The sequence below is a fragment of the Nocardiopsis moroccensis genome (assembly GCF_055763695.1).
Genome location: NZ_CP199747.1, coordinates 1824264 through 1837214 on the forward strand (window position 1 = coordinate 1824264; position 12951 = coordinate 1837214).

Annotated in this window: 29 protein-coding genes; 17 read left to right on the top strand and 12 right to left on the bottom strand. The window is 67.2% G+C overall.

What is annotated here, in order from left to right; translation table 11 throughout:
- Positions 1 to 5: 5 nt before the first annotated feature.
- A complete protein-coding gene (locus ACUKCB_RS07900; RefSeq protein ID WP_473039835.1) occupies positions 6 to 176 on the bottom strand; it encodes a hypothetical protein in 171 nt (56 codons plus the stop codon).
- Between the two features lie 92 nt (positions 177 to 268).
- Here ACUKCB_RS07900 and ACUKCB_RS07905 point away from each other — a divergent pair, with 92 nt between their 5' ends.
- Positions 269 to 484 carry a hypothetical protein gene (locus ACUKCB_RS07905; RefSeq protein WP_473039836.1) on the top strand — a complete coding sequence of 72 codons (216 nt, stop codon included), beginning with the start codon at positions 269 to 271 and terminating at the stop codon, positions 482 to 484.
- Positions 485 to 488: 4 nt separating this feature from the next.
- Here ACUKCB_RS07905 and ACUKCB_RS07910 read toward each other — a convergent pair whose 3' ends face one another.
- The 7 genes from ACUKCB_RS07910 to ACUKCB_RS07940 all read right to left on the bottom strand — a co-directional run bounded on the left by ACUKCB_RS07910 (position 489) and on the right by ACUKCB_RS07940 (position 4275).
- Complete coding sequence (locus tag ACUKCB_RS07910) at positions 489 to 893, bottom strand: hypothetical protein (protein WP_473039837.1); 405 nt, start codon at positions 891 to 893, stop codon at positions 489 to 491.
- On the bottom strand, positions 878 to 1432 hold the full coding sequence (locus ACUKCB_RS07915) for a hypothetical protein (RefSeq protein WP_473039838.1): 555 nt from the start codon (positions 1430 to 1432) through the stop codon (positions 878 to 880). The genes ACUKCB_RS07910 and ACUKCB_RS07915 overlap by 16 nt, the downstream gene beginning before the upstream one ends.
- Before the next feature lie 64 nt (positions 1433 to 1496).
- Positions 1497 to 1862, bottom strand: coding sequence for a hypothetical protein (locus ACUKCB_RS07920; protein ID WP_473039839.1), 366 nt, complete (start codon positions 1860 to 1862; stop codon positions 1497 to 1499).
- A gap of 66 nt (positions 1863 to 1928) precedes the next feature.
- Positions 1929 to 2240 carry a hypothetical protein gene (locus tag ACUKCB_RS07925; protein ID WP_473039840.1) on the bottom strand — a complete coding sequence of 104 codons (312 nt, stop codon included), beginning with the start codon at positions 2238 to 2240 and terminating at the stop codon, positions 1929 to 1931.
- A 32-nt stretch (positions 2241 to 2272) separates the two neighbouring features.
- A complete protein-coding gene (locus tag ACUKCB_RS07930) occupies positions 2273 to 3223 on the bottom strand; it encodes a helix-turn-helix domain-containing protein (RefSeq protein WP_473039841.1) in 951 nt (316 codons plus the stop codon).
- Entirely contained in the window at positions 3220 to 3912 is a 693-nt protein-coding gene (locus tag ACUKCB_RS07935; RefSeq protein WP_473039842.1) for a GIY-YIG nuclease family protein, read from the bottom strand. The genes ACUKCB_RS07930 and ACUKCB_RS07935 overlap by 4 nt, the downstream gene beginning before the upstream one ends.
- Positions 3913 to 4068: 156 nt before the next feature.
- Positions 4069 to 4275 (bottom strand): helix-turn-helix transcriptional regulator, encoded by a 207-nt coding sequence (locus ACUKCB_RS07940; protein WP_473039843.1) that lies wholly within the window; start codon positions 4273 to 4275, stop codon positions 4069 to 4071.
- 99 nt (positions 4276 to 4374) lie between these two features.
- Between ACUKCB_RS07940 and ACUKCB_RS07945 the strand changes: the two genes are divergently transcribed.
- From ACUKCB_RS07945 to ACUKCB_RS08020, 16 genes are all read left to right on the top strand, one after another.
- Complete coding sequence (locus ACUKCB_RS07945; RefSeq protein WP_473039844.1) at positions 4375 to 4974, top strand: hypothetical protein; 600 nt, start codon at positions 4375 to 4377, stop codon at positions 4972 to 4974.
- A gap of 29 nt (positions 4975 to 5003) precedes the next feature.
- Positions 5004 to 5207 (top strand): hypothetical protein, encoded by a 204-nt coding sequence (locus tag ACUKCB_RS07950; protein WP_473039845.1) that lies wholly within the window; start codon positions 5004 to 5006, stop codon positions 5205 to 5207.
- 71 nt (positions 5208 to 5278) lie between these two features.
- A complete protein-coding gene (locus tag ACUKCB_RS07955; protein WP_473039846.1) occupies positions 5279 to 5506 on the top strand; it encodes a hypothetical protein in 228 nt (75 codons plus the stop codon).
- On the top strand, positions 5506 to 5679 hold the full coding sequence (locus tag ACUKCB_RS07960; RefSeq protein ID WP_473039847.1) for a hypothetical protein: 174 nt from the start codon (positions 5506 to 5508) through the stop codon (positions 5677 to 5679). Before ACUKCB_RS07955 ends, ACUKCB_RS07960 begins: the two co-directional genes overlap by 1 nt.
- Positions 5679 to 5891 (top strand): hypothetical protein, encoded by a 213-nt coding sequence (locus ACUKCB_RS07965; RefSeq protein ID WP_473039848.1) that lies wholly within the window; start codon positions 5679 to 5681, stop codon positions 5889 to 5891. The genes ACUKCB_RS07960 and ACUKCB_RS07965 overlap by 1 nt, the downstream gene beginning before the upstream one ends.
- The gene (locus tag ACUKCB_RS07970) at positions 5891 to 6157 is read left to right on the top strand and encodes a hypothetical protein (RefSeq protein ID WP_473039849.1); all 267 of its coding nucleotides are present in this window, start codon (positions 5891 to 5893) and stop codon (positions 6155 to 6157) included. Before ACUKCB_RS07965 ends, ACUKCB_RS07970 begins: the two co-directional genes overlap by 1 nt.
- On the top strand, positions 6154 to 6393 hold the full coding sequence (locus ACUKCB_RS07975) for a hypothetical protein (protein ID WP_473039850.1): 240 nt from the start codon (positions 6154 to 6156) through the stop codon (positions 6391 to 6393). Before ACUKCB_RS07970 ends, ACUKCB_RS07975 begins: the two co-directional genes overlap by 4 nt.
- Before the next feature lie 131 nt (positions 6394 to 6524).
- The gene (locus ACUKCB_RS07980) at positions 6525 to 7754 is read left to right on the top strand and encodes a helix-turn-helix domain-containing protein (RefSeq protein WP_473039851.1); all 1230 of its coding nucleotides are present in this window, start codon (positions 6525 to 6527) and stop codon (positions 7752 to 7754) included.
- Between the two features lie 113 nt (positions 7755 to 7867).
- Complete coding sequence (locus tag ACUKCB_RS07985; protein ID WP_473039852.1) at positions 7868 to 8143, top strand: hypothetical protein; 276 nt, start codon at positions 7868 to 7870, stop codon at positions 8141 to 8143.
- On the top strand, positions 8140 to 8379 hold the full coding sequence (locus ACUKCB_RS07990; protein ID WP_473039853.1) for a hypothetical protein: 240 nt from the start codon (positions 8140 to 8142) through the stop codon (positions 8377 to 8379). The genes ACUKCB_RS07985 and ACUKCB_RS07990 overlap by 4 nt, the downstream gene beginning before the upstream one ends.
- Positions 8380 to 8484: 105 nt before the next feature.
- Entirely contained in the window at positions 8485 to 8751 is a 267-nt protein-coding gene (locus tag ACUKCB_RS07995) for a hypothetical protein (RefSeq protein WP_473039854.1), read from the top strand.
- Positions 8752 to 8875: 124 nt separating this feature from the next.
- Positions 8876 to 9091, top strand: coding sequence for a DUF397 domain-containing protein (locus ACUKCB_RS08000; RefSeq protein ID WP_473039855.1), 216 nt, complete (start codon positions 8876 to 8878; stop codon positions 9089 to 9091).
- Between the two features lie 341 nt (positions 9092 to 9432).
- The gene (locus ACUKCB_RS08005; RefSeq protein WP_473039856.1) at positions 9433 to 9861 is read left to right on the top strand and encodes a hypothetical protein; all 429 of its coding nucleotides are present in this window, start codon (positions 9433 to 9435) and stop codon (positions 9859 to 9861) included.
- A gap of 1 nt (position 9862) precedes the next feature.
- Positions 9863 to 10375 carry a hypothetical protein gene (locus ACUKCB_RS08010; protein ID WP_473039857.1) on the top strand — a complete coding sequence of 171 codons (513 nt, stop codon included), beginning with the start codon at positions 9863 to 9865 and terminating at the stop codon, positions 10373 to 10375.
- Between the two features lie 574 nt (positions 10376 to 10949).
- Positions 10950 to 11477, top strand: coding sequence for a MucR family transcriptional regulator (locus ACUKCB_RS08015; protein WP_473039858.1), 528 nt, complete (start codon positions 10950 to 10952; stop codon positions 11475 to 11477).
- A gap of 52 nt (positions 11478 to 11529) precedes the next feature.
- Positions 11530 to 11670, top strand: a complete 141-nt coding sequence (locus tag ACUKCB_RS08020) for a hypothetical protein (RefSeq protein WP_473039859.1) — start codon at positions 11530 to 11532, stop codon at positions 11668 to 11670.
- 49 nt (positions 11671 to 11719) lie between these two features.
- On the opposite strand, the gene ACUKCB_RS08025 is transcribed toward ACUKCB_RS08020, so the two are convergent.
- Genes ACUKCB_RS08025 through ACUKCB_RS08040 form a run of 4 tightly spaced genes read right to left on the bottom strand, consistent with a single transcriptional unit; the run spans position 11720 to position 12841 of the window.
- Entirely contained in the window at positions 11720 to 11950 is a 231-nt protein-coding gene (locus ACUKCB_RS08025) for a hypothetical protein (RefSeq protein ID WP_473039860.1), read from the bottom strand.
- Entirely contained in the window at positions 11947 to 12255 is a 309-nt protein-coding gene (locus ACUKCB_RS08030) for a DUF6221 family protein (protein ID WP_473039861.1), read from the bottom strand. The genes ACUKCB_RS08025 and ACUKCB_RS08030 overlap by 4 nt, the downstream gene beginning before the upstream one ends.
- Positions 12252 to 12578 (bottom strand): hypothetical protein, encoded by a 327-nt coding sequence (locus tag ACUKCB_RS08035; RefSeq protein WP_473039862.1) that lies wholly within the window; start codon positions 12576 to 12578, stop codon positions 12252 to 12254. Before ACUKCB_RS08035 ends, ACUKCB_RS08030 begins: the two co-directional genes overlap by 4 nt.
- The gene (locus ACUKCB_RS08040; RefSeq protein WP_473039863.1) at positions 12575 to 12841 is read right to left on the bottom strand and encodes a hypothetical protein; all 267 of its coding nucleotides are present in this window, start codon (positions 12839 to 12841) and stop codon (positions 12575 to 12577) included. Before ACUKCB_RS08040 ends, ACUKCB_RS08035 begins: the two co-directional genes overlap by 4 nt.
- Positions 12842 to 12951 lie beyond the last annotated feature (110 nt).

A 12951-nucleotide genomic window follows, 5' to 3' on the forward strand; every position in this document is an offset into this window, starting at 1 on the left:
CGGGGTCAGTCGTCCCAGCCGTCGTACTCGCCGGTCTCAGCGGCGTGCGCGAGGCGGGCTTCGGCGTACTCGCGTTCCCGTCCGAGCAGGGTCTCGCTGCACTCGGGGGTTTCGCACGCGGCGATGGTGACGTCGTGGTCGCAGGTCGCGGCGAGTTCGTGTTCGGGGAGGGTCATCGTGTTCTCCTTGCTGGTGGCGTTGGTCTGATGATGCCGTGTGGTGGTGACGGTCGGGCTGGGCTTTGTCCGTGCCGGAGCGTAGCGTTCGTGTGACCATCCACGATCGGGAGCGAACCATGGCCAACACCGCTTACGTCAACGTCAAATCATCGGAGTCCCAGTGGGATGTGATCCCCAAAAACCGGCCTCGACACCCGAACACCGACGCCGCTCGGCGAGCCCAGGTCGCTGAGGGTTGGCCTCTGGAAGGGTCGGCCGTCATCGTGGAGGTCGACAAGGAAGGCAACAATCTCGGAGCGGTGTGACATCTCATGCCGTCTGCGCCCGGCAGGGTTCCCATACGGGGATCCCTGCCTGCCTCGCGCACCCGATCATGTTCGTGGTGCCGCGCCCGCCCGGGAGCGCGATGAGCCCGTCCGCGCCGCGCGTCGCCATGAGTTCGTTGCGCTTGGGCCCTGCTGCTTTGCCGTGCACAGACCACAGGGCGGGGTGAGGCTCAACTTCCCACCCGAGTGCGAGCGCGAGGAAGTGCGCCAACCGGTCCGCTCCGGGCTTCTCCCCCGCCTTCAACTCGTAGGGGATCCCGTCCTCCCGCCGGACCTTGCACGCCCCGTGGACAAGCGTGTGCGGCCCGGTAGGGGCGTAGTGGGAGAGGGCATAGGCGACCACCATCGCGTCGGTGTAGTCGCGCCCCCCAGTCACGATGATGCGCACGCCATCACCGCCTTCTCGTACACGCGCTCCACGAACCGCCATGCCGCTGGGGTGTGCCTCTTGGGCCGGTACGGGGCCGGGGCCAACAGCTCCTCCCCCGCGACGGTCACACCGACCCCGTAGAAGCTGGCCTGCGACAGGTACATGTCCCGCTTGGAGTCGGGCAGGCGGCCCAGGGACACGGCGCGGGCGCAGACGGGCGCGAACCGTGTCGCGGACTCGAACGCCTTCGCGGGAGGTCCGGCGACCACGGCGACGTCCACGGCCAGCGGACGCACCGCCAGCCGGGTAATGGTGGCCCCGTCGCGGTGCACGGACCCGGCGGGCAGGTGACGAACCCGGCGGCGCTCGTTGTCCGTCAGCGACACCTCAGGGACAGGCTCACCGACGGGCAGGGCTGAGAGGAGTTCGAGGGCGTCCCAGCTCGTCACTAGGCCTGCTGAGGCTTTACGGCGGCGCGCGACCTCCCCAGGGTCAAGGCGGTAGTGGATGGTCGTGGCCGTGTCCCACTGGAGTGTGAGGGCTGACGTGGTGGTCATGGTGCCTCCTGCTCTGATTGTGCCTGCCCGGCCCGGCTGGTGGTGTGCCAACCGGGCGCGGGGGTCAGGCGTCGATCCCGAGCGCCTTCACGGTCGCGCACGGCCAGTCAGCGCGCCCACCTCGCCCGTCGTTGCACTCGGCGCACCACAGGGTCGGGTTCTTCGGACACAGCAGGTCGCTGTACCACTCGTCGCGGAAGTGGGTGTCGGTGATGCTGTCGCCGCAGTGAGCGCACACGGCCGCGTTGCGGGGGTTGTCGGCGTCAGCGAACTCCACGATCGGGGCGTGGAGTTTCAGGACGGCGTTCACGGGGTCGACGAGTCCGCCTGCTTGCTCAGCGGTGATCTGTGCGTGCACGGGTGCGGCTGCGATCCCTGCGGTGGGCAGGTCTCCGTGGGATTCGCTGATGATCGGCGCGGGCTGGTCCATGCTGTTCCTCCTGTGTCCTTGTCGCTGGTGTGGGCCCGCCCGGGGTGACAGGCGGGCCCGGGTAGGTCAGCTCCCGTAGGCGATCACAGCAGCGAGCGCGCCCATCGCACAGTCCCCGCACACCAGCGGAGCGCGTGACGGGGCAGGCGCGAACTCCCCGAGGTTGCCCTCTGCCTCCCGCTCGCGGAACCGCTTCATCTTCGCGGCGTGCTCCCCCGTGGAGAACTTGATGGATGGCTGCTTGCCGGGCCGGTGGTCGAGGTAGAACATCGCCGGGTTGTCGCAGTCGTCGTGGACGCACTGGCCGAGATCGATGTGGGTGGCGTCCCACTGGTTGAGGCGCTGTTGGAGGGGGATGGGGAACCGGACAACGGTCATGGTGTTCCTCCTGCTCTGATGATGCCTGTTGGTCAGAAGTCTCCGCTGAAGTCGTCGGCGCCGACTGGTTCGAGGGGTTTGGCGGGTTTGCCGTCGAAGAAGATCTCGGCGAGGGCTTGCTGGTTGGTCATGTTGGCGAGCGCTTCAATCTCTTCTCGGGTGCCGATGGCGCCCCGTGCGCCCCCTCGGGTACCGCCCTGGTTTCCTGACGCCGTAGCGGGCGGCTGAAGGCCGCGCACGAGCATCAGGTCATCCCGCAGGGTGTTGATGTCGCGGTTGGTCACCCATGTGGGCAGCCACTTGATGCGCCCGCCGTGTCCGTCGCCAGCGTCGTTGATGTTCTTCGCGATCTGGTCGGCTTCGCCGTCGGTGCAGTGCTCGTCTGCGAGGCGGGTTCTGATGATGTTCGAGGAAGTCTCGATCTTCGTCTTCTTCTCCGGGACGGGAGGTGCTGCGTCCTCGGTGATGTCCTCGACCTCAGCCGAAGAAGATGATGGTTCATCTGATGGGTCCCCTGATGGATAGGGGGAACTGTGTGCCCCATCCTTAAGGGGCACTGTGTTCACCGGGTCGGGGAACTCTGTGCACTTTGGCTGGTCAGAGTCGGTGCCCGTGGTTCCCTTTGGCTGGTCAGGGGTGGTGTCGTCCTTGAACTCCAGCTCGTGAACGAGGTTGTCCTTGTAGACCTTCTCGGGCATACGGAGGACCGCGAGCCGTTCGAGGTTGACCCGGGTGATGTTGGTGGTGCGGACGCCTTGGGCGTTGACGCGCGAGGATGTGGCGAGCAGGCCGCGTTCGATGAGGTTCTTGCGGATCTTCTTGACGCCCCGGTCGGAGAATCCGGTCATGTCGGCGATGCGCTCGACTCCGGGCCAGCAGTACCCGTGGGCGTCGGTGAAGTTGCAGTACGCGAGGAGGACGGACTTCTCTCCGCTGGCGAGGTCTCCGGCGTCGAAGACCATCTGCATGTGCTGGATGCTCACTTGGCACCCCCGTCGAACTCCGCTGCCTTGGCGGCGACGACTGCCACGGGGTCGCGGTCTCCGAAGTCGAACCACTCGCCGTGGGTGCGCAGCTCGTCGAACTGGCGGTGCAGCCACCCTTCGAGCTCAAGGCCGCCCGGCGTAGTCCACAGAACCTCGAGCTTGCGGCCGGACGCGCGCTGGATCGCCTTCAGCCGTCGGTCGAGGTGCTTGGTGATGCCGATCTTGGCGATGGAGGATTCAGTTTCGCCGATCAGGTAGACGACGCTCGGGAGGTCGATGTAATCGGCGTCTGCTCCTACGTTGTGCTCGGAAGGCCAGTCGTTGAGCTGGTACCGCTTCGCTGCCTTGCCCCGGCCTGAACCAGGCGAGGTGACGAGGCGCTCCCCGTTGGGGTTTGCCACGACCCCGATTCCTTCGAGCACCTTGAGCGCACTCTTGATGGTGCTGATGCTGCTCTTTTTCCCGCCGGGGCCGGGCATGAGAGCGGCGATGTCTTCGTGGCTGAGCCACAGATCCCCGTCTCGCCCCTCCTGTGCGAGGAGCGCTCGCATCATGGCGTAGAGCCGGTATGCGGTGTGGGTGACCTTCGGGTGAAGGGTGATCCAGTCCGGGATGGGGCTGTCCGGCTGGATAGAAGTCTGAGCCCCGAGGTTGCTCGTGGGCGTAAGACCGTTAGGCTTGTTCAAAGCCGCCTCCTGAGAGCTGTTCAGGTTGGTGGTCAGAAGCCGTCGTGGTGTGTCCAGCACCCGGCGGCTTCGCTGTTTTCGGTTGTCCCCCCAGTTTACCCCAGTTGCACGTGCACCTGTGGGGCGGAAACCCCCGGCAGGCGGGGGATCCGGGGGTCACTTCCGGCGGTTCCAGGAGGCGGACTTGCGGTCCTTCTGCCACGCCAAGATCGTCTCCTCGCGCCACAACGGCGACTGGCCCGCTCGGCTGTCGGGCTTCGGTAGGTCCTTCTTGTGGAGGTAGCGGCGCACGGTCGCGGGTTTGACCTTGAGGCGGTCGGCGACGTCGGCGATGGTGAGGTATCCGGGGATCTTCTCGTTCATGCTCCGAGCCTAGCTTATCTACACGGTGTGGACAAAGCTTGGGTCGGTCCGATAGAGTGGCCCCAAGACATCTACACGCCGTAGATAAAAGGAGGCTCGATGAGCGCAGTGCTCAAGCTCAAGTCCAAGGTCCACCTGCTCAACGCGCTCATCAACCACCCCCGCACAGGCGAAGGCGAACGAGCCGCCGCCCGGCGCATGATCTACCGCCTCGTCGACAAAGCCCGCGCCAACGGCGTCCGCCTCGGTGAGAACGGCGTCATCGACCGCAGGACCTACGGCGCCAAGCACGACCGCACCCACGGCCTGCGCACCGCCGACATCGCGAAGCTGGTCCGCGCCGACATCAAGATGGCCCGCAAGATCGGCAAGCAGGCCCAGGCGGCCGACGCAGACGGGGCGCTCGCGACCACCGACCCCATCGCCAACGCCCCCGTACAGGTCACCTACAGCGTGCGCACCCGCACCTACTCGGGCGGCAGCAGCATCGACGTGATCATCAAGAACATCCCCGCCGACTGGGGGTGGACGGAGTCCGTGGACGACCGTGGGGACGTGGTGCGGAAGGGCACCGAGTCGTTGCGGGCGCTGAGCGCTGAGCTCAAGGCCATCTTGGACGCCTACAACTACGACGGGTCCGACCTGGCGAGCGACTTTTCAGACGTCCGCTTCTACGGGTTCGTGCACGCCGACTACTAACCCCCTGAGCACCGACGGAGGAACCAGACATGACTCTCCAGAACATCCGCGACCGGATCACCCGCATCATCAACGCCGCCGACAAGGGCGACTACGAAGCCGCCCACAGCATGGAAGACACCCTCCACCAGGACGTGCTCCGCGCCATCGCAGACGGAGCCGACAACCCCGCCGAACTCGCGAGGACCGCGCTCGGCACGAAGTCCATCAACTTCAACCGCTGGTGCGCCTGACCCCGTGCACGACGAAGGCCGCCCCTGCGCGAATCAGGGGCGGCCCGGCACAAGACTACCGAGGAGACCACATGGACACCGCCCTGCACCCCGGCACACACGTCCGCACACCCAACGGCACCGGCACCATCACCGAACCCCCCACCCTCCAAACCTGCTACGGGCGATCCGAGTGGACCGTCCGAGTGAAGCTCGACCAGCCCTTGATGGCGGACTACGAAGTTTTCCTCGTGGACCTGGTCACCGTGGGCGGGTGGCCTGCCACCGTCGCACCCGAGTCGCACACCGAGGAGTCCTGATGTCCGACCTCGACCTGTCCGCCATCCGCTACGCCGGAACCAACCGGTTCCACATCGACGACGGCGAACCCGTCAGCGCCTACGAAGCCCTCCAGTGGCTCGAAGCGAACGGCGCCACCCCCGTGCAAGCCAAGGCAGCGCTTCGTGAAGCCCGCGCGGAAGGAGAGGCGTGATGGGGCTCCGAGAGAAGGTGGCGGAAGCGGTCTGCGCCCTCCAGGGCCTGGACCACCACCCGTCAGAGGACGACGAGGCGAGGATCGCAGACGCCGTCATGGAGGTCGTGGAAGGCCGCCTGGCCGAGCTCGAAGCCGGACACCATTACAGCGGCGACCCATGGGACTACGGCTACTACCAAGCGCTCAAGGACGTAAGGGGAGAGCAGTGATGGACCTACTCCACGAACTCGACAAGGTCCGCGACCGCGCAGTCGCAGACGTCAGCTACGACTTCGCCGCCGGACGCTACCAAGGAGTCGTCGAAGCGCGCGCAGTGGTCGAGCAGGCCAACGCCCGCGTCCGGGAGCTGGAGGAAGAGAACACGCGGCTGCGGGACACCGTGGCGCGAGCCGGGGACTTCTGCGCGCGCCCCACCGCATGCGGGCTCCTCCTCAACACCGCCCGCGCCCGCGACATCGCCAAGGAGGAGAAGTGAGCTACGAAACCGTCCTCATGTGGGCAGCCGCGATCATCCTCGCCGCCGTCGCCATCGCAGCACTCGCAGGAGCCGCATTCATGGTCGCCGCGACCACCCACGGGCACGTCCGCCGCTACCGCATCCACGGCCTCACCCGAGACCAGATCGGCGAGTGCCGCAACCTCGCCGCCCAGTACCGCCGCGAGAACGGCACCAGCAACGGGCCCGTGTCCCCGCCCGTCGACCCAATCTGACCCAACCACCACCACGAGGCCCGGCCGCCCGCCGGGCCTTACATGTGTCACAGGACGGTCGCACCCCTGACAAGACCAGAGCCCCGCCCTACCCTGAGAGCAGCGACGCAACAGGAAGGACGGGGCTTTTCATGACCAACGATACCCCTTGCACCCGAATCAGAGGACTCCGCAAACAGAAACGATGGAGCCAAGAACGCCTCGCCGAAGAAGCACGCGTATCCCTCTCCACCGTCCGCCGCGCCGAAGACCCCACCACCGTCAGCGACATCCGCACCGGACTCCTCCACCAAATCGCTGACGCCCTCAGAGTCACCACCGTCGACCTCTACACCGACCGCGCACCCCAAGTCACACTCGCCGAAGACCCCGGCAACGACCGGGCGCTCGCCCGCCTCCGAGCCGCCATCAGCCCCGCCGTGGGCATCGACGGACAACCCATACTCCCCGAAACCGACACCACCGAACCCGTCGACCTCCAAGCACTCCACACCACCGCAGCCCGACTCGAAGTGCTCTACCGCGCCGACCGGTACAACGACGTCGCCGCCGCGCTCCCCGCACTCGTAGGCGCCGGCCACCGGGCCGTCGCCGAATACGACACCGACGAGGCCTACCGTGCGCGCGCGGTCGCACTCCAGATGGCGGGCCGCTACCTCACCCAGACCCGGCAGATCTCCGACGCCCTGGCCGCGCTGCGGGCGTCCATCCGTGACGCTGCGCAGGCCGGTGACCGCACCTTGGCGGCGATCGGGATCAGCGGGCAGGGGTGGGCACTCGTCCGCCAGGGCCGCCTCGACGAGGCCGAACGCCTCAGTGTGCTGTCCGCGGACGAGATGGAACCCCGCAGCCTACGCAAGGCCACCCCGGCCGAACTCGCCGCGTGGGGGCACCTGCTGTTCCGCGGCGCCAGTGCGGCGGTGCGCAACAACGGCCACGACCGGGCCCGCGACCTGCTGTCCGTGGCCGGATCCGCAGCGTCCGCGCTCCGCAAGGAAACCGACTGCTGGGCCACCTTCGGGCCCCTCACCGTTGCGCAGAAAGAAGCCGAGTTCGCGCTCATCGAAGGCAAACCCGACCACACCCTGCGCCTAGCCGAACGCCTCCCCCGCGTCCAAGACGTCGGCGACGTCACCCCCATCAACTGGGAACGCCACCGCCTCGACGTCGCTGAGGCGCTCGTAGCGACCCGTGACCCCGACCAGGCCACCCACGTGCTGTCCGGGGTGCTCCAACGCGCCCCCGAGTGGCTGCGCCGCCAGGGGTATGCCAGGCCCACGGTCCAGGCCATCCTCGAATCGCGGCGCACCCCCACCGCGGAAATGGTTGCTCTGGCCACACATATGGGTGTCGCCGCCTAGAACCGCTCCCACAAGAGCAGAACCCGCAAGGGGAGGGTCGTAAACGGCCCTCCCCTCATCTGGTTTATGGCCTGTGTCACCACCATCGTGGGATGTAACGCGAGGTGATGACGATGACACGACAAGCCGAAGCCGCTGCCCTGCACGGGCACCCCACGACCGCTGACGACAACACCAAGATCATCGAGCTGCGCAAACGCTTCCCCGCCTGGCAGATCGACCGCTGCCCCGGCGGGTTCGAGGCCTTCCACCGCACCGAGGCCCCCGACCCCCGCACCCAGCGCGTCGGCATCCAGACGCACCTGCGCCGCGCTGAACTCCCCATGCTGGAGGAGTCCCTGTTCATGCAGCAGGTGCTGCGCGGCGACGGACCGGAGGCGGTCCTGTGAGTGCGACCCCCGACCCGCTCGTGTCCGCGATCCGCTCCGGTGCGCTCACCGCAGAGCAGGCCGACGGGCTCGCTGACATCGTGCAGGTTCTCGTGGACCAGGCCGCGGAGTCGCGTGTGGCCCGCCCTGGGGTGCTGATGGACCTGACGATCGCGGACGCGACCCGGTGGCAGGCGCTGGTGGCGGCGTTGCGGGCGAATCGGGGGTCGCTGTACCCGCAGGGCGTGAGGACGTGAGGGGCCCGGCTGCGCTGTGGCGGTGCGAACCCCCACCACAGCCGGGGTTCCCCGAGCTCGCCCCGCTCGTTCGTATCTGGCTGACACAAACCCACGGAGATCCCCATGCCCAACGTCCACGAGGACGTCACCACCGACTACCAGACGCTTCTGCGCGAGATCGCGCGCATGATCGCCGTCCCCCAGGGGCTCGCGCCTCAGGCGAGGTGGCAGGCGTTGATCGCTATCGAGGAGCGTCAGCGCGAGATCTCCTGGCTGGTGGACCAGATCACCTACGCCGGGATGGCACCGGCTGAGGCTCTCGACCAGTTGCGGGGACGGCGGTGGCTGATGAACATCCCGGCCGGCCCGAAGTTCGCGCAGGCCGGTTAGGGCGCACAAGACCCGGCGCCCCCGCCATGGGTGGGGGCGCCGTAGGGACCTACGGGTCCCGACCTGGGGATCACGGTGGCAGCCGCCCCCAGGAATCCGCAGCGGATTACCAGAAAGGCTAGACATGCAGCACACCGAGATCGAGGGGCGAAAGACCGTCATGTACTCCGAGGACGGCTTCCGCAAGTCCACGTACTCCAACTCCCAGGGGGCGTGCGTGGAGGCCAAGGTGGGCGCGACCACGGCTGTGCGCGACGTCCAGAACCGCGGCCTCGGCCACCTGGACTTCCCCGGCGCCGAGTGGATGGCAGCGCTGCGGACCGCCAGCGTGCGGGCATAGAAGCTCCCGGCCGCGCGGTGCGTGCGGCTGGTTGGTCCGGGTGGTGACCGGACCCCGGGGACTGGAGACCCCGGCGAGGCACCAACAGGGGCTCCGCGCGCCCCCTTCCACCGAAAGGTGATCGCGCGGTAGGGCCCCGGCTACGGCCGGGGAGGGTCCGGCGGGGAAGGGCGGCTTCGGCTGCTTGCCGGGCCCGGCCCCCGTCACCAACCAGGTGGCGGGGGTTTTCGCATGTCAGGGGCCTTCCCAGAAAAACATATAGGCATGGCTAGACATTGCGCTCACCCATGTGTATATTTAGGGGTGTCAGCAGGAACCAGCCCCCCCCCGAGGAGCCGAAGATGATCCGCATCGACCGCGCCGACCGCGACCACACCGAGCTCCTCGACCCCACCAACTGGATCAGCAGCAACTGGGGCGGCGACACCCTCCGCGACTGCCGCGGCTGCGAAGACTGCCAGGCCGAGGACTACCTGCGCGGCGAAACCCGCTGGCAGTGCTACGGCGAGCGCGAGCTCGAAGACACCCGGTACGGCATCTCGGTGATGGCCGACGAAGACGACCTCATCGAATACCTCGCCACCGTCGGACCCCAGATGGACAACACCGTCCTGGTCGAGCTCGAAGGCGACTACTCCGACGAAGACGGCCACGACGCCCACCTCGGCGAGCAGCTCATCCTCCCCACCAAGATCGTGGCGGTCCGCCCCGTCACCGACGAGTTCGTCGCCGCGGTCTTCGCCAAGCACGACGAGATCCACGGAGCCTGACATGACCACACCCGACGCCACCGAGTTCGTGGACTGGGATCGCATCCGCGCCCTGCCCCCAGCTGAAGCCCTGTCCGTCCTCGGGCAGCTCGCGGACCTGAAGGACAACCCCTTCACGGCGGCCAGGATCCAACTGGCTGGCGAGACCGTCCGCGAGGAGATCGCCCGCCACCGGCCCGGCGCTCAGGCCCGCGCCGCGAAGTCCCTCAAGGTTTCCCCCGCCCTCCTGGGGCGGCTCTACGCCAAGTACAAGGAGCAGCACATGATCGAGATCGCCAGCGTGGTCAGCAACTACGACCTCCTCAATGAGGTCGAGGACCGCTTCGACTCCCGGCAGGCGGCGCACGACGTCATTCAGATCTACCTCGGGCAGATCATCGACATCGACGGGGAGGACACGGTGGTCATGGACCGCAAGGACCTGAAGAACGCTTCGGGCCGGACCATCGGGGAGACCCTGTGGGTGACCGAGGAGGCCGCGGACACGATCCGAGAAGCGATCGCCGCCGAGTAGTCACTGCCAGCAGAATGAGGACAAACCCCCGCCATGGGCACTGAGGGTCAAGAAGGAGAAAGATGGACGGCCACAGCAACACTCGACGGTGCACTGTCCCCGGCTGTGAACGCAGGCTTAAGGGCAACGGTCTCTGTCAAGCCCATTACATGCGCCAGCGTCGAAATGGCGATGTTCAAGCTGGCACTCCGGTCGCGTCCTTCGGGATGCCCGACGTGTGCACTCTCGATGGGTGCGAACTCCCTGCCCGCGCAAAGGGGTTGTGCCCAGGGCACTATGAACGCCTGAGGAGTGAAGGGGATCCTCGCCCGGAGGCGCCCCTCAAGAGCCGCCACCGAGCGATCACCTCTTGCTCGGTGGGCTCATGCGAGCGGCCAAGTGAAAAGCGCGGGTACTGCCAAGGCCACTACATCCGGTGGCGAAAAGACGGTGACGTCAGGGCTGGCGTCCCTCTTCGGCAGTTCTCAAGCCCAGACTGAGAAGCCTCGGGAAGGCGAGTAGCCACCTCGCCATACTGGAAGCGGCCCCGCGCAGGAGAAGTGCGCGGGGCCGCCTCTCATGCTAGGACTCTCCCATGCAATACGGCGACCCTGACGGTCACGGAATCCACGGGCAGCTCACGACCGGCGATGACGGCGGGCTCATCTGCCACGAGTGCGGGCAGGAGCGGCGCTTCCTCGGGCGGCACGTGCGTGAGCACGGCATGAGTGCGGACCAGTACCGGGAAGCGCACGGGCTCGGCCGGTCCACGAGCTTGGCCGCGGACTCCCTGCGCGCCACCTGGTCCGAACGCTCCACCGAACGTGTCGGCTCCCCCGAGTGGGAACGCTTCGCCGCGGCACGTGATGTGGACGCCGCACGCCAAGAATCCCTCCGGGCCCTGCGGGAGCCGCTGCGTGCGCAGGCGTTGGAGGCTCGCAGGAAGCAGGCCGCGAAAGCGTCCCGGTCGCGCCCCAAGCGCCTGTGTGAGGTGGAAGGATGCGGGCGCAAGCACGTCGCGGACGGGCTGTGCCGCACCCACTACGAGCGCCGCAAACGCACCGGGGATGTACAGGCGGACGTGCCGGTCGCGCCGCGCAAGGGCGGTCCGAGGCCGCGCTGAAACGGGCTGTGGATAACCGCTCGACCGCCGGCCAGGCGGGTACACCCGCCTCATGAATGAACCCCTGCCCCCGGAAGACGAACCCCCGCTGACCGACGGCGACCGTGTGTGGCTCGCCGGCCTCCTCGAAGAGACCGGACCCGAAGGCGCCTACGCCATCGCGGACCTGCTCGGAATCGACCTCAACGAATAGCGAAAGCCCCGCCCCAACTTCCCCGGGGCGGGGCTTCGTCATGCAGGGGTTACCCGCGTTCCCAGTCCCGCACGTACTCCTCCCACGTCACGACGCGCGCGGCCGTGACCGCGTCGGGGAACGTGCGCGGGCTGCGTCCTGGGAACCCGTGGCCGTTGGGGCAGTGGTGCCATGAGGCGCGGTGCCCGGGTTCGTCTTCGACCTCGATCCTCCAGTCGGCGGCTGGAGTCCAGGTGTCATCGTTCGGGCAGTACCACTGCTCCCCCGCTGGGCTGGTCATGACGCCCACTCGGGGTCGAACTCGGGGTGGTCGGAGTAGACGGACGCGAGCTGCTGGAGCACGAGGTCTGCGAGGTTCACAGCAGCGAAGTCCCCGACGTCGCTGACGTTCGCGCGAGCGCACTCCTCAACGACCTTCCGCTTCGCTTCGATGTCTCGGAGTAGCCCTTCGCCGGTGACGCTCCAGAGCTGACCGGAGCCGGGGACGGGGCGCACGAGTAGCCCGTCGGGCCGGGTCTGGATGATGCGCAGCGCGACCTGGGTGCCTTCGTCGTAGCGTGCGTTGAGGAACTCCACGATCGTCATGAGGTGACCCCCTGCGTCTCCAGGTAGCGGGCGCATGCCTCGCGGCCCTGCCGAATGTCGTCCTGCGAGATGGTGATGCCGATCTCGGCGTGCACCCGCTCGAAGACGTCCTCCCCCTCACGGAAGATCGTCATCTGCACATGCGTCCACGGGACCGGGCCGATCAGCTTGGTGATGTCCTGGATGCGCGACGCGATGCTCTCGCACCCCACCGACCAGCACCCCTTGTGGGCGACACGGCGCGCTTCGGCCATGTCGCCCCACAGGCACTCCAGCTCCCAGCGGAGAGCTTCGGTGAGCTGCTCGCGTGTCGGTTCGGTCATGATCCGGTCTCCTTCTCCTGTCGGTACTTCCCGGCGCGCACGTCGTTGATGTGCTGTCGGGACTTCCTGGATCCCTCGATCAGCTTCTTGATCCATCCGTGCGCCGGCTTGCCCGTCTCCCCTCGGTTCTCAGGGAAGGCGTAGAAGATCTCCTCGTTGAGCTGGGCCGTCGCTTTGCGATGGCGTTCTTCTAGGTCGGCTATCTGGTCGCTGAGTCTCTGGATGCGCTTGAGGCGTTCTTCGTCTGTGGTGTGGGTGGTCATGGTTCTAGGGTCTCACAGTCACTGTGACCCGTAAATACATAGTCACAGTCACTTGCAAGTTCACAGTGAATGTGTAATCATGGAGACATCAGCACGAACGAGGGAGCGGA

Bases quoted from the DNA above. Each gene is read 5' to 3' on its own strand.
- ACUKCB_RS07900 (WP_473039835.1), bottom strand. From the start codon at position 176: ATGACCCTCCCCGAACACGAACTCGCCGCGACCTGCGACCACGACGTC.
- ACUKCB_RS07915 (WP_473039838.1), bottom strand. From the start codon at position 1,432: ATGACCACCACGTCAGCCCTCACACTCCAGTGGGACACGGCCACGACC.
- ACUKCB_RS07920 (WP_473039839.1), bottom strand. From the start codon at position 1,862: ATGGACCAGCCCGCGCCGATCATCAGCGAATCCCACGGAGACCTGCCC.
- ACUKCB_RS07925 (WP_473039840.1), bottom strand. From the start codon at position 2,240: ATGACCGTTGTCCGGTTCCCCATCCCCCTCCAACAGCGCCTCAACCAG.
- ACUKCB_RS07940 (WP_473039843.1), bottom strand. From the start codon at position 4,275: ATGAACGAGAAGATCCCCGGATACCTCACCATCGCCGACGTCGCCGAC.
- ACUKCB_RS07945 (WP_473039844.1), top strand. From the start codon at position 4,375: ATGAGCGCAGTGCTCAAGCTCAAGTCCAAGGTCCACCTGCTCAACGCG.
- ACUKCB_RS07950 (WP_473039845.1), top strand. From the start codon at position 5,004: ATGACTCTCCAGAACATCCGCGACCGGATCACCCGCATCATCAACGCC.
- ACUKCB_RS07955 (WP_473039846.1), top strand. From the start codon at position 5,279: ATGGACACCGCCCTGCACCCCGGCACACACGTCCGCACACCCAACGGC.
- ACUKCB_RS07960 (WP_473039847.1), top strand. From the start codon at position 5,506: ATGTCCGACCTCGACCTGTCCGCCATCCGCTACGCCGGAACCAACCGG.
- ACUKCB_RS07965 (WP_473039848.1), top strand. From the start codon at position 5,679: ATGGGGCTCCGAGAGAAGGTGGCGGAAGCGGTCTGCGCCCTCCAGGGC.
- ACUKCB_RS07970 (WP_473039849.1), top strand. From the start codon at position 5,891: ATGGACCTACTCCACGAACTCGACAAGGTCCGCGACCGCGCAGTCGCA.
- ACUKCB_RS07980 (WP_473039851.1), top strand. From the start codon at position 6,525: ATGACCAACGATACCCCTTGCACCCGAATCAGAGGACTCCGCAAACAG.
- ACUKCB_RS07985 (WP_473039852.1), top strand. From the start codon at position 7,868: ATGACACGACAAGCCGAAGCCGCTGCCCTGCACGGGCACCCCACGACC.
- ACUKCB_RS07995 (WP_473039854.1), top strand. From the start codon at position 8,485: ATGCCCAACGTCCACGAGGACGTCACCACCGACTACCAGACGCTTCTG.
- ACUKCB_RS08000 (WP_473039855.1), top strand. From the start codon at position 8,876: ATGCAGCACACCGAGATCGAGGGGCGAAAGACCGTCATGTACTCCGAG.
- ACUKCB_RS08005 (WP_473039856.1), top strand. From the start codon at position 9,433: ATGATCCGCATCGACCGCGCCGACCGCGACCACACCGAGCTCCTCGAC.
- ACUKCB_RS08010 (WP_473039857.1), top strand. From the start codon at position 9,863: ATGACCACACCCGACGCCACCGAGTTCGTGGACTGGGATCGCATCCGC.
- ACUKCB_RS08015 (WP_473039858.1), top strand. From the start codon at position 10,950: ATGCAATACGGCGACCCTGACGGTCACGGAATCCACGGGCAGCTCACG.
- ACUKCB_RS08020 (WP_473039859.1), top strand. From the start codon at position 11,530: ATGAATGAACCCCTGCCCCCGGAAGACGAACCCCCGCTGACCGACGGC.
- ACUKCB_RS08025 (WP_473039860.1), bottom strand. From the start codon at position 11,950: ATGACCAGCCCAGCGGGGGAGCAGTGGTACTGCCCGAACGATGACACC.
- ACUKCB_RS08030 (WP_473039861.1), bottom strand. From the start codon at position 12,255: ATGACGATCGTGGAGTTCCTCAACGCACGCTACGACGAAGGCACCCAG.
- ACUKCB_RS08035 (WP_473039862.1), bottom strand. From the start codon at position 12,578: ATGACCGAACCGACACGCGAGCAGCTCACCGAAGCTCTCCGCTGGGAG.
- ACUKCB_RS08040 (WP_473039863.1), bottom strand. From the start codon at position 12,841: ATGACCACCCACACCACAGACGAAGAACGCCTCAAGCGCATCCAGAGA.